The sequence below is a fragment of the Micromonospora sp. C41 genome (genome assembly GCF_018070485.1).
In the GTDB taxonomy this organism is placed as follows: domain Bacteria; phylum Actinomycetota; class Actinomycetes; order Mycobacteriales; family Micromonosporaceae; genus Micromonospora; species Micromonospora chalcea.
The window spans coordinates 42,763-56,836 of sequence record NZ_JAGPXP010000033.1 but is presented as its reverse complement, the minus strand read 5'-3'; the positions used below and the strand labels follow the sequence as shown (position 1 = coordinate 56,836).

Here is a 14,074-nt window from a genome sequence, read left to right as displayed (position 1 = left end):
CGCCGAGCTGGGCATCGACAAGCACGCCGACGCCGCACCCGGCACCCTGCCCTATGCGGTACGCAAGCGGGTCGCGCTGGCCCGCGCGCTGATCGCCCGCCCCCGGCTGCTGCTGCTCGACGAGCCGGCCGGCGGTCTCGGCGCCGACGACGTGGCCGAGCTGGCCGACCTGGTCCGCGCGTTGCCCGACCGGGCCGACGGCTGCGCCGTGCTGCTCGTCGAGCACCACATGGACCTGGTCATGTCCGTCTGCCACGACCTCGTGGTGCTCGACTTCGGCAAGGTGATCGCCGCCGGGGCGCCGGAGAGCATCCGCGACGACCCGAGGGTCACCGAGGCGTACCTGGGCGCCGACGTGCCGGTCGAGGGGAGCACGCCGTGACCGCCGTGCTGGAGGTGGAGGCGCTCAGCAGCGGCTACGGCCCGGTGCCGGTGCTGCGCGACGTCGCGTTCACCGTCCCGGCCGGCACCGTCACCGCCGTGCTCGGCGCCAACGGCGCGGGCAAGACCACGCTGCTGCGTACCCTCTCGGGCCTGCTGCGGCCCACCGGCGGCCGGATCCGGTACGCGGGCGAGGACCTGCGCGGCGTCCGGGTGGAACACCTGGTCCGGCGCGGGCTGGCGCACGTGCCGGAGGGGCGCGGCGTGGTGACCGAGCTGACCGTGGCCGAGAACCTGCGCCTGGGCGGGCTGTGGCGGCGTGACCGGGCCGACGCCCGGCGCGCGCAGGACGAGGTGTACGAGCTGTTCCCGGCGCTGGCCCGCCGCCGCGACCACGCCGGACACCAGCTCTCCGGCGGCGAACGGCAGATGCTCGCGATCGGCCGCGCGCTGATCGCCCGGCCCCGGCTGCTGCTGCTCGACGAGCCGTCGCTCGGGCTGGCGCCCAAGGTCACCGCGCAGATCATGGCGCTGCTGCGGCGGCTGCGCGACGAACGGGGGCTCACCGTGCTGCTGGTCGAGCAGAACGTGCGCTCCGCGCTCTCCGTCGCCGACCAGGGCATCGTCATGTCGCTCGGGCGCGTGGTGACCGCCGCGCCGGCCGCCCGGCTGCGCGACGACGACCAGCTCCGGCACGCGTACCTCGGATTCTAGGAAGGGGTCGCGGATGGAGCGGTTCTGGTTCCTCACCTTCGACGGGCTCGCCGCCGGGGCGGTCTACGCGGCGTTCGCGCTCGCGCTGGTGCTCATCTGGCGGGCCGCCCGGGTGGTCAACTTCGCCCAGGGCGCGATGGCCGTGGCCACCGCCTACGTCGGCTACGCGGTCGTCTCCGCCACCGGCTCGTACTGGCTCGGCCTGGCCGCCGCGATCCTGTCCGGACTGGCCCTGGGCGCGCTGGTGGAGCGGGTGCTGATGCGGTTCGCCGGACCCGGCGGGCCGCTCAACCAGGTGATCGTCGCGCTCGGCCTGGTGCTCGTCATCCAGGCGGTGCTCGGCATGATCTTCGGCAACGAGTACCGTCCCGCCCCGGCGCCGTTCGACACCGACGCGCTCACCATCGCCGGGGTGGCCGCGCTGTCCCCGTACGACCTCTGGGTGCTCGGCGCGGCGCTGACGGTGGTGGCGCTGCTCGCGGTGCTGTTCACCCGCACCCCGATCGGATTGCGGATGCGGGCCGCCGCGTTCGCGCCCGAGGTGTCCCGGCTGCTCGGCGTCAGCGTCGGCCGGATGCTCACGCTCGGCTGGGCGCTCGCCGCCGCCGTCGGCGCGCTGGCCGGGATGCTCGTCGTCCCCACCGGACTCGGCCTGCACTCGCACGCCATGGACCTGGTCTTCGTGATCGCGTTCACCGCCGCCGTGGTCGGCGGCCTGGACAGCCCGGTCGGCGCTGTCGTCGGCGGCCTGCTGGTCGGGCTGATCCTGTCCTACGTCACCGGCTACCTCGGACCGGACACCACCCCGCTGGCCGTCCTGGTGCTGCTGCTGGCCGTCCTGCTGGTCCGCCCCGGCGGGCTCTTCTCCGCGGCGAGAGCGAGACACGTGTGACGACCACCCCGACCGAGACCGCGCCCGCCACGGCGTCCCCGCTGCGCCGGCTGCTGCCCGGCGCGCCGGCCGGACGCGATCCGCGCGGCTCCACGCTGCTGCGCCACCTGGCCGTGGCCGTGTTCGCCGGCACGCTCGTCGTGCTGGTCACCAACCAGCTCGCGCCGTACCAGAACCTCCAGGTGGCGCGCGTCTGCGCGTTCCTCTGCGTCACCGCCGGGCACACCGTGCTGGTCGGGCTCAACGGCCAGCTCTCGCTCGGGCACGGCGCGCTGATGGCCACCGGCGCGTACACCGTGGCGCTGACCCAGCAGGCCCTCGACGAGCGGGCCGTACGCGGGTGGTGGACGCTGCCGGCGTCGCTGCTCGCGGGGGTCGCGGTGACCGCGCTCGGCGGACTCGTCGTCGGGCTGGCCGCGGCCCGGCTGCGCGGCCCCTACCTGGCCGGCGTGACCCTCGCCGTGGCGACGCTCGTCCCGGCGGTCACCACGATCTTCACCGGCGTGTTCAACGGCGAGCAGGGGCTGTCGTTCCCGGCGCAGACGCCACCGGCCGCGCTCGGCGCCTACTTCCAGCCCGAGCGCTGGCTGGCCTGGATCGCGCTGGCCGCCGCGCTGCTCACCATGCTGCTGCTGGCCAACCTGGTGCGCAGCCGCTTCGGCCGGTCGCTGCGGGCGGTACGCGACGACGAGGTCGCGGCCCGGCTCGCCGGCATCCCGGTGGCCCGTACGCAGGTGCTCGCGTTCGTGGTCAGCGCCGCCTGCGCCGGGCTGGGCGGCGGCGTGTACGCCATGCTCACCGCCACCGTCGCGCCCGGCAAGTTCCCGCTGGACCTGTCGCTGTTCCTGCTCATGGCGATCGTCATCGGCGGGCTGGGCAGCCTGGCCGGCGCGGTCTGGGGCGCGGTGCTGCTGGTCGCGCTCCAGGACCTGCCCGGCCTGCTCACCGAACACCTCAGCCTCTCCGCCGGGCTGGCCCAGCGGCTGGAAGGCAACCTCGCGCTGGCCGTGTTCGGCCTGGTCCTCATCGTCGTCATGCTCGCCGCCCCGGGCGGCCTGCAGGGCGGCGTGCGTGCCCTCACCGCCCGCCTACGCGGGGCCGTCCGCCGCCGTCCCGCCACCCGCCGGCCGCCGGACCGCTGACCTCACCGGTTCCACCCACACCGTTCGCACCGTCGCACCGGAATGGAGAACCATGCGCACCACCACCCGCCGCGTTCTCGCGGCCGCCGCCGGCCTGGCCCTGCTGGCCGCGCTGCCGGCCTGCGCCGACGACGAGAAGCAGGCCGCCGAGAACGTTCCCGGCGTCAGCGACTCCGAGGTCGTCATCGGCACCCACCAACCGCTCACCGGACCGGCCGCGCCCGGCTACTCGAAGATCTCCGCCGCCACCAAGGCGTACTTCGAGCACGTCAACGCCAAGGGCGGCGTGCACGGCCGGAAAATCGTCTACAAGGTCATGGACGACGGCTACAACCCCGCCAACACCGAGAACGTGGTCCGCAAGCTGGTGCTCGACGACAAGGTCTTCGCGCTGCTCGGCGGCCTCGGCACGCCCACGCACACCAACGTGCTGGAGTTCGTCAAGACGCAGAAGGTGCCGGACCTGTTCGTCGCCTCCGGCAGCCGCAACTGGAACGAGCCGGACAAGTACCCGACGACGTTCGGCTGGCAGCCCGACTACACGGTCGAGGGCAAGATCCTGGCCAGCTACGTCAAGCGGGAGTTCCCCGGCGCGAAGGTCTGCCACTTCGGGCAGAACGACGACTTCGGGCGGGACTCGCTGGTCGGCGTCGAGCAGGTCCTCGGCCCGGTCGCGGCGAAGCAGACGTACACCACCACCAACCAGCAGGTCGGCCCGGCGATCGGGGCGCTGCGCGCGGCCGGCTGCCAGGTGGTCATCTCGGCGACCATCCCCGGCTTCACCGCGCTGGCCATGGGCCAGGCCGCCGGGCAGGGCTTCAAGGCGCAGTGGGTGGTGTCCAACGTGGGTGCCGACTACACCACGCTGGCCGCCCAGCTCGGCGACAAGAAGGTGATCCTCGAGGGCATGGTGGCCGACAACTACCTGCCGAACGTGGCCGACACCGCGAACCCGTGGATCCAGGAGTTCACCAAGATCCACCAGAAGTACAACGCGGGCAACCCGGTCGACGGCAACGCCATCTACGGCTACTCGATGGCGTACACGTTCGTCCAGGCGATGCTCGCCGCCGGGCCCGACCCCACCCGGGAGAAGCTGGTCGAGGCCGTGCGCAAGGGCGGCTTCCGCGGGCCCGGCCTGGTCCCCTTCCGGTACGCCGACGGCGTGCACGCCGGCTACGGCGGCGTCCGGCTCACCAAGGTGAGCAACGGCGTGCAGGAGTACTTCGGTCCCGCGTACACCACGGACGACGGCGACGGCGCGGTCACCGAGTTCACCGAGCCGCCGACGAACCCGCCCGCCGACGCGGTGCCGACCGCCTGAGGCGTCCCGCCGGGCGGCCGGGTGCCGGTCGCCCGGCGGCACGCACGTAGAGTTGCCGCCGGTACCCGAGCAACAGGAGATCCGTACCCATGATCGAGGTGGAGGCCGACCCGCCGGAGCGGGTGGACGGCCGGGCGGCGCGAGCCGAGCGGACCCGGGCCGCGATCGTGGAGGCGCACCTGGCCCTGATCGACTCCGGTGACCTGCGCCCCACCGGGGAACGGATCGCCGAGCGGGCCGGGGTGTCGCTGCGCACGCTCTGGACCAACTTCAAGGACATGGAGACGCTGTTCGCCGCGACCGGGCGGCGGGTCGGCGAGCGGCAGGCCGCGCTCTGGCGGCCGGTGTCGCCGGAACTGCCGCTGACCGCCCGGATCGCCGCGTTCTGCGACCAGCGCGCCCGGCTGCTGGAGGTGCTGGCGCCCTCGGCCCGCGCGTCGGCGCTGCGGGAGCCGTTCTCCCCGCAGTTGCGCCGCAACCGGGAGGCGGCGGTCGCCCGGGTCCGGCACGAGATCGAGGCGGTGTTCGCCCCGGAGCTGGCGCACGCCGGTCCGGGCCGCGCGCAGTTGCTGGACGCGCTGACGGTGGCCGGCACCTGGTCGTCCTGGTCGATGATGCGCGACTCGATGGGTCTCGACGTGGACGCCGCCCGCGCGGTGATGGCCCGGATGCTCGGCGCGCTGCTGGTCGACGCGATCGCCGCCGGCCTGCGCTGAGCGCCCCGGCGGCCGGTCAGGCGATCTCGCCGGTGGTGGCGATCTCGCCGAGCTGGCCCAGCGTGCTCAGGTACGCCTCGTGCAGCTCGTCGGTGGCCGCCGTGCACGCGTCGGAGACGGTGACGATGCGGTACCCGTTGTCGACCGCCTGGTAGGCGGTGGCGGCGACGGCCAGGTTCGTCGCGACGCCGGTGAACACCACGGTCCGCACGCCCCGGCCGCGCAGGATCAGGTCCAGTTCGGTGCCGGAGAATCCGCCGAGCCGGGTGCCGGTGACCACGACGTCGCCGGGCTGTCGCCCGACCTCGTCGACGATGCGGGTCTTCGGGTCGCCCTCCAGGAACGCCCCGCGTTCGGCGATCATCGCGAAGCTCGGGGTGTTGGTGATCAGGTCCGGGTAGCCGGGCCGGTAGGCGACCCGGGTGAAGACCACGAGGCCGCCCGCTGCCCGCGCGGCGGCGGCGACCCGGGCCGCGTTCGCCGCCACGCCGTGCCGGGCCACCTGGTCGGCGAAGAACGGGCCGAAGACGCCGTCCGGGCTGACCACCTCGGGTTGCCAGTGGACGCCCACGACCGCGGTGTGCTCCCAGTCGATGCGCTGCATGTCGATCCCGTCACGGTGCGGAGAGCTGCTGTGGCGCCAGCTCGTAACGGCTCAGGCCGCCGGCGGCGGTGCTCCTGCCGAAGGCGTCCAGCCGCCCCCAACGACCGGGGATGTCGAGCAACGCCACGTAGTCGAGGCTAGCAGGCAGAGCCGGCCGGGCCACGAGATCGTCGCCGACCGGCCGCAGGCCGAGCATCGTCCGCAGGAGCAGCAGCGGCGCTCCGGCCGACCACGCCTGCGGGCTGCACGCGGTCGGATACCGGATCGGGTAGCGGGTCTCGGACCGGTTGTGCCCGGCGAACGCCTCCGGCAGCCGGCCGTCGTAGAAGGCCGCCGCGTCCAGGATGCCGGCCGCGACGCGGGCCGCCTCCTCGGCGTACCCGTAGCGCCGCAGTCCCCAGGCGATGAACGAGTTGTCGAACGGCCAGATGGTCCCGACGTGGTAGCCCACCGGGTTGTAGCGGGCCTCGCCCTCGGCCAGCGTGCGGACACCCCAGCCGCTGAACATCGCCGGTGACATCAGGTGCCGCACCAGGGCCTCGGCCTTCGGCTCCTCGACGATGCCGCTCCACAGCAGGTGGCCGATGTTCGACGACAGGGCGTCCACCTTGCTGCCGTCGCCGTCCAGCGCCAGCGCCATGTACTCGCCGTCGTCGATCCAGAAGTCGTGGTTGAAGCGGCGCTTGAGGTCGGCGGCGTCCCGCTCCAGCCGGTCCGCGTACGCCGCGTCGTGCCAGATCTCGCGGGCCAGCCGGGCGGTGCGCACCTTCGCGTCGTACACGTACCCCTGGAGTTCGCAGGTGGCGCGCGGGAAGCCCGGCAGCCGGCCGTCGCGGTAGGAGATGCTGTCCCAGGAGTCCTTCCAACACTGGTTCTCCAGGCCGTTCACCGGGTTGCGCCGCTCGTAGGAGACGTAGCCGTTGCCGGCCCGGTCGGCGTAGTGGTCGATCCAGTCGACGGCCGCCCGCGCCTCCTGCTCCACCGCGCGCACGAGGGCGGCGTCGCCGGTCCACCGCTCGTACTCGTCGAGCAGCACGAGGAACAGGGGGAGTGGCGTCCGCGCTGCCGAAGTAGGGGCTGTGCGGCGTCTCGTCGAAGACGGTCAGCTCGCCGTAGCGCATCTCGTGCAGGATCCGGCCCGGCTCCTCCTCCCGGAAGTCGTCGATCCGGCTGCCCTGGCGGAAGGCGAGCACGGTGAGCGTGGTGGCGGCGAGCTCCGGTGCGAACGGCAGCGCCTGGAGGCTGGTGAGGATGCTGTCGCGGCCGAACAGGCTCATGAACCAGGGCAGCCCGGCGGCCAGCACGCACCCGGTCCCGGCGAGGAACGGGCTGAACCGCAGCGCGGCCAGGTCGATGAGGCTCTGCCGGTAGGTGTTCTGCAACGGACCCCAGCTGGTCTCCAGTCGCGGCGCCCGGTCCAGCCACTCCCGTAGCTCGGCGGGCTTGTCCCGGGCGTTGCCCTCGACCCGTCCGGGCAGGCTGAGCCGTTCCAGTCCGCGGGGCAGGGGGAGGTCCGGCTCGGCGGTCAGCCGGGTCTGCCACCGGCCGTGCGGTTCGATGTGCACGCGCAGCGTCAGGCCGTTCTCGTCCACCTCCGCCGGAGCCGTCGCCGACACGATCGTCTCGCGGCGGTAGCGTTCGCGCTGGTAACCCAGGACGAGTCGCGGGCCGTCGACCCGCCGGTAGTGCCGCCCCTCCCGGTTCGTCGTGCCCTCCTTGACCGCGAAGAGGTCCGCGAAGTCCGCGTCCACCTCGATCCGTACGGTCAGGTCGACGGCTCGCCGGTCGTTGTTGACCAGGACCAGTTCCTCGTGGAGTCCGCTGTTCAGCCTGTGGGTGCGGCGCACCTCGAGCGTGCTGTTGACGTAGACGTCCTGCGCGCCCGGGACCAGGTAGAACCGGTTCTCGAAGTACTGGATGTCGTCGATGGACAGCGTGCTGAGCCGCTCGCCGTCGATGGTGAGCTGCCACCGGGACAGCAGGCGGGTGTCGTGGGCGAACAGGCCGTGGGTGCCGTCGGCCGCCGGGACGATGTCGCCGGCCCGGTCGCAGACCAGGAAGATCGTCCCGTCGAAGATGCCGACGTGGTCGTCACCCATGATCGTCTCCCCGGTGTCCTTCCGGGCGCGAGCCGGGCGGGGAGGGGAACAGCCGGCGTACGGTCGCGAACAGCCGGGGGCTGCCCTCCACCTCGGCCTCGCCGCGCAGGACGGTGGTCAGGAAGTACGCCTCGCCCCGGGCGATCCGGTCGAAGACGGCCCGGTCCGCCCGGACGACCGCGTCCCCGCCGGTGGCCTGCCGTGCCGCGGTGACCTCGCCCCGGGCGATGGAGACCAGCCAGTGGTCGACCGACCCGTCACCGGCGATGTCGAACCGGACGCTGCCCTCGTGGAGCGCTGTCAGCCCGCGCTGCCGGCGCTGCCCCAGGCTCCGGAAGAACTCTTCGGTGGCGTCGACCATCGGCCCTCCTCCCGATGGCGCTATTCCCCGCCACGGGGCCTGTCGCCTCACCCGGATCGGGTGAAACCGCTGATCTAGTCCTCGCGCAGGCGGCGCAGGATGCGGGTCAGCTCGGCCCGGTCCTCCGGTGGGAGCGCGCCGAAGAACCGTTCCGCCTCGGTGGCCCGCGCCTGCCGGATCGCGGCGCCCACCCGCTCGCCCTCGGCGGTGGGCGCGACCAGCGTGGCCCGCCGGTCGGCCGGGTCGGGCCGGCGTTCGACCAGCCCGCGCTCCTGCAACCCGTCGATCACCTCGGTGGCCGATCGCGGCGCGATGCGCAGGTGCTCGGCGAGCGCGCCGGGACGCAGCGCGCCGTGACGCATCAGCACGCCCAGCGCCCGCGCCTGCCCGGGGCTGATCTCCCACGGCGCAAGCGCGCGCTTGGTCTGGTGCCGCAGCCGGCGGGTCACCGCCCAGAACGTCTCGGCCAGGCTCTCGTCGCTGCCGTCCACGGGGAATACGGTAACAGGCTTTCGTGTTGTTCCCTCATGTTGAGGTAACCTCAGCATTGTCCCCCCACATGAGGAGCACCCTTGGATCGCATCCCCGACGGCCGCCGCGACGGCCGAACCGTCTCCCCGGCCGAGAAGGCCCAGGCCCGCGACGTGTCCCTGCGCCGGATCGGCGGCCTGTTCACCGCCCACCGCGGCCCGCTCGCCACCGTGGTGGCGATCATCGTGGCGTCCTCGATCATCGCGATGGCCACGCCGTTCCTGCTGCGTACCGTGATCGACAGGGCCCTGCCCGAGCGTGACCTGACCCTGCTGGCCTGGCTGGTCGCGGGCATGGTCGCGGTCGCCGCCGTCACCGCCGTGCTCGGCGTCGCCCAGACCTGGATCTCCACCCGCGTCGGCCAGCAGGTCATGCACCGGCTGCGCGCCGACGTCTTCGCCCACCTCCAGCGGCAGTCGATCGGCTTCTTCGTACGCACCCGCACCGGCGAGGTCCAGTCGCGCATCACCAACGACATCGGCGGCATGCAGGCGGTGGTCACCTCCACCGCCACCTCGATCGCCGCCAACCTCACCACAGTGGTCGCCACCACCATCGCCATGCTGGCGCTGAGCTGGCGCCTCACGCTCGTCTCGGCGGTCGTGCTGCCGCCCGCGCTGTGGCTCACCCGCCGCGTCGCCCGGCTGCGCCGGGAGATCACCGCCCAGCGCCAGCGCGAGCTGGCCGACCTCACCGTGACCATCGAGGAGGGGCTGTCGGTCAGTGGCGTCCGGCTGGCCAAGACGCTCGGCACCGGCCCGGCCCTGGTCGACCGGTTCACCGCGTCCTCGGCCCGCCTGGTCGACCTGGAACTGCGCTCCGAGCTGGCCGGACGCTGGCGGATGGCCGCCATGAGCATCGTCTTCGCTGCCATCCCCGCGGTGATCTACCTCGGCGCCGGGCTGCCCGGCACCGCCGGCACGCTCACCATCGGCACGCTCGTCGCGTTCACCGCCCTGCAGGGCAACCTGTTCCGGCCGCTGATGGGCCTGCTCAACGTGGGCGTCACGCTCACCGCGTCGCTCGCGCTGTTCGCCCGCATCTTCGAATACCTCGACCTGCCCGTCGAGGTCGCCGAGCCGGCCCGCCCGGTCCCGCTCGACCCGGCCACCGCCCGCGGCCACCTCCGGATCGAGGACGTCACCTTCAGCTACCCGGGCAGCGACACCGCCGCCCTCGCCGGCGTCAGCCTGGACGTCCCGGCCGGCACCAGCCTCGCCCTGGTGGGGGAGACCGGCTCCGGCAAGAGCACGCTCGCTGCGCTGATCAGCCGGCTGCACGACCCGGACGCCGGCCGCATCACCATCGACGGGATCGACCTGCGCGACCTTCGCCCGGCCGATCTGGCCGCCGTCGTGGGCGTGGTCAGCCAGGAGACGTACCTGCTGCACGGCACCGTGCGGGACAACCTCCGGTACGCGCGTCCGGACGCCACCGACGCCGACATCGAGGCCGCCGCCCGCGCCGCCCGCATCCACGACCTCATCGCCGCGCTGCCCGACGGGTACGACACCATGGTCGGCTCGCGCGGCCACCGGTTCTCCGGCGGCGAGCAGCAGCGCCTGGCGATCGCCCGGACCCTGCTGCGCGACCCGCGGATCCTGGTGCTGGACGAGGCGACCAGCGCGCTGGACACCGAGACCGAACGCGCGGTCCAGCGGGCGCTGGACGAGCTGGCCCGGGGCCGCACCGTGGTGACCATCGCGCACCGGCTCTCCACCGTGCGCGACGCCGACCGGATCGCGGTGCTCGACCACGGCCGGATCGTCGAGTCCGGCACCCACGACGCGCTGCTGGACCGGCGCGGCCGCTACGCCGCCCTGGTCGGCTGACCGTAGGAAAGTTTTGATCGAGCATTCATCCGTGTAGCTATTTACCCGGCCCCCGCGCGGCCCATAGCATCGACCTGGATCACTCGATGCGAGGAGGGGAACGATGTCGCTGACGACCACCGCCGCCCGGTGGCGCGTGCCGGCGCTGCTCACGACCGCCGTCGTCGCGGGCGCGATGCTCGGCGTGCAGCCCGCGCAGGCCGCCCGGCCGGGCTTCCGGATGCCGTTCCTGTGCGGCCAGACCTGGCAGGGCAACAACTGGAACGGGCACAGCCCGGCTCACGCCATCGACTGGAACCACTACGACGCCAACGGCAGCCCGGACGACCTCAACCGCCGGACGGTCGCCAGCGCCGCCGGCACCGTGCTGGAGTCGTACTACTCCACCACCTCCGGCTACGGGAACACCATCGTCATCGGGCACGGCGACGGCTGGCGCACCCGGTACGCCCACCTCAACTCGCGCGCCGTGGCCACTGGCGACACCGTGAAGCGCGGCGACGTCATCGGCCGGGTCGGCGCGACCTCGGCGAAGTACGACCTCAGCCCGCACCTGCACTACGAGCAGATCCACAACGGCAGCGTCGTGGTGGCCGTCGTGCAGGGCGTGACCTGGTCAGACGGGCTGAAGCGCAACCAGAAGAGCACCAACGGCTGCTGATCGGCCTCGCCGCGTACCTGACCGCCCGCCGGACCCGGCCGGACAAGGCGGCCGTAGCGGGCTGACCGCCGCCGTCCGCCCGTGCGGCGCGTCAGACTGCCGGTGGCTGCGGCTCGCCGGGACGCGGTCGCTGCCCCGGAGCCGGGCGCGGCGCGGGCGGGGGGAGCAGCGGCTCCAACGGGAACAGGTCCGCCGGCCCGTCGGCGTCCGGCGCTCGCGGCGCGGGCCTCGCTCCCGCCGCCTCCGGCTGCCGGTCGCGCCGGTCCCGCTCGTCGGCGTACTCGGCGCGGCGGCGGGCCAGGTCGCGCTCGCACTCCAGCGCGATGCGCTGCTCCCAGTACGGCTGGAGCAGCCGGCGCACCCGCTCGTCCAGATGCACCGTGACGTCCGGCTCGCAGGCGAACGTCACCTCCCCGCGCGCGTACGTCCAGGGCGGTGGATCGTCCTCGGCCAGCGCCGCCGTCAGCGCGGCGTGCAGGTCACGCGGCCGGTGCGGCGGCACCTCCACCGCGTACCGGACGGCCAGCCGGTGCAGCCGCTGCGTGGCCTGCGCCTGGAAGTAGTCGACGTACCAGCCGAACAGCTCCGGCCGCGCGGTCTCCGACGACCAGGTGTAGGTGGCCCGCACCAGGAACACGTACACCTGGCCCTGCGCCGGCACCACGAGCGGCTCCGGGGCGCGCCGGTCGACTGTGGTCACCGGCGTCTCCGGCTCCTCGGTCCACCAGAGCCGCCGCAGCGTGGGCTGCGCGCCGTCCCAGAAACGCCGGGCCCGCAGGCGCGCCGCGTCGCCGAGCGCCCGCGCCCGTACCCGCCAGCCGTTGCGCGGCGCGGGCCGCTGGTCGCCCGGCCCCGGATCCTCCGGCACCGCGGTCATCGCACCCCCTCCCTGCCGGATCGCGGCACCGCGCCCCGCGGCGTCGCCGGGACGCGCGGGCCGTCGGGTGAGGGGTGGCCGGACCGCCGTGGCGGTCCGCGATCCACGCTAACAACAGCGACCGGTGTACGCGCGCAGCCGCGCGGACGGCTCCGCCCCGCTGGTTGACCGATCGGACGAGCCGTTCCGTAGTCCTATCCGTGGGACTCGGGGCGGGTTCGGTCCCGTTCACGAGACCGACCATCCAAACTCGATCGGCATGCCTTGATCTGTTATCGAAGCGCTTCGTAGCGTGAGGCTCCGCGATGCTTCGGGGGAGGACCAGAACGCATGGGCGTAGACGCTCGCCACGCCGCCAGCCAGACCGTGACGTACGTGCGGTCCCTGGCGGAGCGGCAGTACGACCGGGTCTGGACTCCGGACTTCCTGCACCTCACCCCCGACGTACAGGGCTTCGCCGTCTTCCACCGCGGTGGCCTGGTGCTGGTCTACGGCGCGGTGTCGCCGGAGGACCCGGCCCGCTGGGTCTTCCGGATGGCCTGCGCGGCCGGCGCCGACGTGCCGGACATCTCCGGGGCCATGGCCTGGGCGAACATCCGCAACCGGCTGGCCGAGGAGGGGCGTTACTACTGCGTCGTCAAGGCCGACCAGAGCGCCTGCCACGTGGTGTTCGCGCTGGACGTCCGCAGTCCGCTGCTCGACGACGCCACCGCGCCCGACGCGCAGGCGCTGCGCGAACTGCTGCACTTCTCGCTCGCGGTGTGCGTGCACAACGCCGTGGCGGACTTCCGCGATCTGGCGTCCTACCTGCCGGCGCGGCCCCTCGCGCCGACCGAGATCGACGCCTGGACGCTGTTCGCCGGCACCCAGGACTGATCGCGCGGCAACGGTTCGCCGGCCCGGCGCAGCCCGGCGAGCTGCACGAAGATCTCCCGCTTCGCGGTCGCGGTGCCTCGACGGTTGAGCACGTAGCCGGTCAGCCAGATCCAGCCGGTGTGCGGCACCTCGGCGCCGACCGACGCGACCCGGAACGTGAGCGCCCGGTCGCCGCCGAACTGCACGGACGCTCGGCCGTCGACGCGCAGCAGGTCACCGGGTTGCGGGCGCACCGCTACCAGTGGCCGTCGTTCGGCGGGCGGCACTCGCGGGCGTGCATGGTCTGCCAGTCCCGCAGGGCGCGCTTCAGCCTGTCGTTCTCCTGCGCGAGCAGGCGTACCTGCCGGTGCAGCTCGGTCAGCTCGTCGGCGACCCGGGCCTGGAACTCGCGTACCTGATCGGGGTCGACGCCGCGCCTGCGGGCGTCGAAGGCGCGGATGCGCACCTCGTGCGGGGTCAGCCGGGCCGGTGGGGCGGTCAGGTAGAGCCGACCGGATCGATGCGGCGTCATATCGGTCCTTCCAGGAGCGGGGGACAGGTGCGGTGGGTCTGGAGGGGCGGGCCGCACGCCGGCCGCGGGCGGCCCGCCCGCTCCGCCGCCGCAGCCCGGATCGGCGGTACGGAGGCGGAGCAGTCCGGAGGGTCGGGACGGGTACGCACACCCGCCCCGACCGGGGGATGAGCCGAACTCGTTGCCACGCGAGGAGCGGCCCGGAATCAACATATCTAGACATGTCAGATGAGTCAACGCTGCTTGTTAGGCGAGTCGCGGTGTGATCGAATCGGATCGCCACGCGAGGAGTGCCATGCGAGAAGTGCCGGATTACTGGCGCATCGCCGATGATGTGATCGCCGACGTCAGAGGAAAGAAGCTGAAGCCGGGGGACAAGCTGCCCTCAATCGCTGAGCTGCGCGATCGCTACGACGTCAGTCATGGGACCGTGCAGATGGCGTATGCGCGGCTGGAAGCGTTGCGGGTGATCCGACGACAGCAGGGCAAGGGCGTCTTCGTGACCGATCCGAAGACCTGGATGAGAGAGCCGTAACCGGCGTCAGCCCAGCAA

16 protein-coding genes and 1 pseudogene are annotated in these 14,074 nt (G+C 73.2%); 10 read left to right on the top strand and 7 right to left on the bottom strand.

Annotated elements, in window-relative coordinates:
- The 6 genes from KBX43_RS26640 to KBX43_RS26615 all read left to right on the top strand — a co-directional run.
- Nucleotides 1-382: ATP-binding cassette domain-containing protein (locus tag KBX43_RS26640; RefSeq protein WP_210887726.1), on the top strand; the 382-nt coding region annotated here is incomplete at its 5' end.
- Complete coding sequence (locus tag KBX43_RS26635; RefSeq protein WP_043323500.1) at nucleotides 379-1,095, top strand: ABC transporter ATP-binding protein; 717 nt, start codon at nucleotides 379-381, stop codon at nucleotides 1,093-1,095. The genes KBX43_RS26640 and KBX43_RS26635, both read left to right, overlap by 4 nt.
- 13 nt (nucleotides 1,096-1,108) lie before the next feature.
- The gene (locus KBX43_RS26630; protein ID WP_043323502.1) at nucleotides 1,109-1,987 is read left to right on the top strand and encodes a branched-chain amino acid ABC transporter permease; all 879 of its coding nucleotides are present in this window, start codon (nucleotides 1,109-1,111) and stop codon (nucleotides 1,985-1,987) included.
- On the top strand, nucleotides 1,984-3,129 hold the full coding sequence (locus tag KBX43_RS26625; protein WP_187693202.1) for a branched-chain amino acid ABC transporter permease: 1,146 nt from the start codon (nucleotides 1,984-1,986) through the stop codon (nucleotides 3,127-3,129). Before KBX43_RS26630 ends, KBX43_RS26625 begins: the two co-directional genes overlap by 4 nt.
- Nucleotides 3,130-3,181: 52 nt before the next feature.
- Nucleotides 3,182-4,453, top strand: a complete 1,272-nt coding sequence (locus KBX43_RS26620) for an ABC transporter substrate-binding protein (protein ID WP_064445709.1) — start codon at nucleotides 3,182-3,184, stop codon at nucleotides 4,451-4,453.
- 89 nt (nucleotides 4,454-4,542) lie between these two features.
- On the top strand, nucleotides 4,543-5,169 hold the full coding sequence (locus KBX43_RS26615; protein WP_064445710.1) for a TetR/AcrR family transcriptional regulator: 627 nt from the start codon (nucleotides 4,543-4,545) through the stop codon (nucleotides 5,167-5,169).
- Nucleotides 5,170-5,185: 16 nt separating this feature from the next.
- Here KBX43_RS26615 and KBX43_RS26610 read toward each other — a convergent pair whose 3' ends face one another.
- The 4 genes and pseudogenes from KBX43_RS26610 to KBX43_RS26595 all read right to left on the bottom strand — a co-directional run bounded on the left by KBX43_RS26610 (nucleotide 5,186) and on the right by KBX43_RS26595 (nucleotide 8,724).
- Nucleotides 5,186-5,773, bottom strand: coding sequence for a cysteine hydrolase family protein (locus tag KBX43_RS26610; RefSeq protein WP_043323509.1), 588 nt, complete (start codon nucleotides 5,771-5,773; stop codon nucleotides 5,186-5,188).
- A 10-nt stretch (nucleotides 5,774-5,783) separates the two neighbouring features.
- Nucleotides 5,784-7,872 (bottom strand): annotated as a pseudogene (locus tag KBX43_RS26605) (glycogen debranching N-terminal domain-containing protein).
- Nucleotides 7,865-8,233, bottom strand: a complete 369-nt coding sequence (locus tag KBX43_RS26600) for an SCP2 sterol-binding domain-containing protein (protein WP_064445712.1) — start codon at nucleotides 8,231-8,233, stop codon at nucleotides 7,865-7,867. Before KBX43_RS26600 ends, KBX43_RS26605 begins: the two are co-directional and overlap by 8 nt.
- 74 nt (nucleotides 8,234-8,307) lie before the next feature.
- Entirely contained in the window at nucleotides 8,308-8,724 is a 417-nt protein-coding gene (locus tag KBX43_RS26595; protein ID WP_043323514.1) for a MarR family winged helix-turn-helix transcriptional regulator, read from the bottom strand.
- 90 nt (nucleotides 8,725-8,814) lie between these two features.
- Between KBX43_RS26595 and KBX43_RS26590 the strand changes: the two genes are divergently transcribed.
- Nucleotides 8,815-10,596 (top strand): ABC transporter ATP-binding protein, encoded by a 1,782-nt coding sequence (locus KBX43_RS26590; RefSeq protein ID WP_374226024.1) that lies wholly within the window; start codon nucleotides 8,815-8,817, stop codon nucleotides 10,594-10,596.
- A gap of 103 nt (nucleotides 10,597-10,699) precedes the next feature.
- The gene (locus KBX43_RS26585; RefSeq protein ID WP_082930909.1) at nucleotides 10,700-11,257 is read left to right on the top strand and encodes a M23 family metallopeptidase; all 558 of its coding nucleotides are present in this window, start codon (nucleotides 10,700-10,702) and stop codon (nucleotides 11,255-11,257) included.
- A 91-nt stretch (nucleotides 11,258-11,348) separates the two neighbouring features.
- On the opposite strand, the gene KBX43_RS26580 is transcribed toward KBX43_RS26585, so the two are convergent.
- Nucleotides 11,349-12,134, bottom strand: a complete 786-nt coding sequence (locus KBX43_RS26580; protein WP_210887721.1) for a hypothetical protein — start codon at nucleotides 12,132-12,134, stop codon at nucleotides 11,349-11,351.
- Nucleotides 12,135-12,464: 330 nt separating this feature from the next.
- Here KBX43_RS26580 and KBX43_RS26575 point away from each other — a divergent pair, with 330 nt between their 5' ends.
- Nucleotides 12,465-13,010: a hypothetical protein gene (locus KBX43_RS26575; RefSeq protein WP_210887718.1), complete on the top strand. Its 546-nt coding sequence runs from the start codon at nucleotides 12,465-12,467 to the stop codon at nucleotides 13,008-13,010.
- Here KBX43_RS26575 and KBX43_RS26570 read toward each other — a convergent pair.
- Nucleotides 12,938-13,243, bottom strand: a complete 306-nt coding sequence (locus KBX43_RS26570) for a hypothetical protein (protein ID WP_210887715.1) — start codon at nucleotides 13,241-13,243, stop codon at nucleotides 12,938-12,940. The genes KBX43_RS26575 and KBX43_RS26570 overlap by 73 nt on opposite strands.
- 2 nt (nucleotides 13,244-13,245) lie before the next feature.
- Complete coding sequence (locus KBX43_RS26565) at nucleotides 13,246-13,521, bottom strand: DivIVA domain-containing protein (RefSeq protein ID WP_069088517.1); 276 nt, start codon at nucleotides 13,519-13,521, stop codon at nucleotides 13,246-13,248.
- A 295-nt stretch (nucleotides 13,522-13,816) separates the two neighbouring features.
- Here KBX43_RS26565 and KBX43_RS26560 point away from each other — a divergent pair, with 295 nt between their 5' ends.
- Nucleotides 13,817-14,056, top strand: coding sequence for a winged helix-turn-helix domain-containing protein (locus tag KBX43_RS26560; protein WP_064445718.1), 240 nt, complete (start codon nucleotides 13,817-13,819; stop codon nucleotides 14,054-14,056).
- Nucleotides 14,057-14,074: the final 18 nt, after the last annotated feature.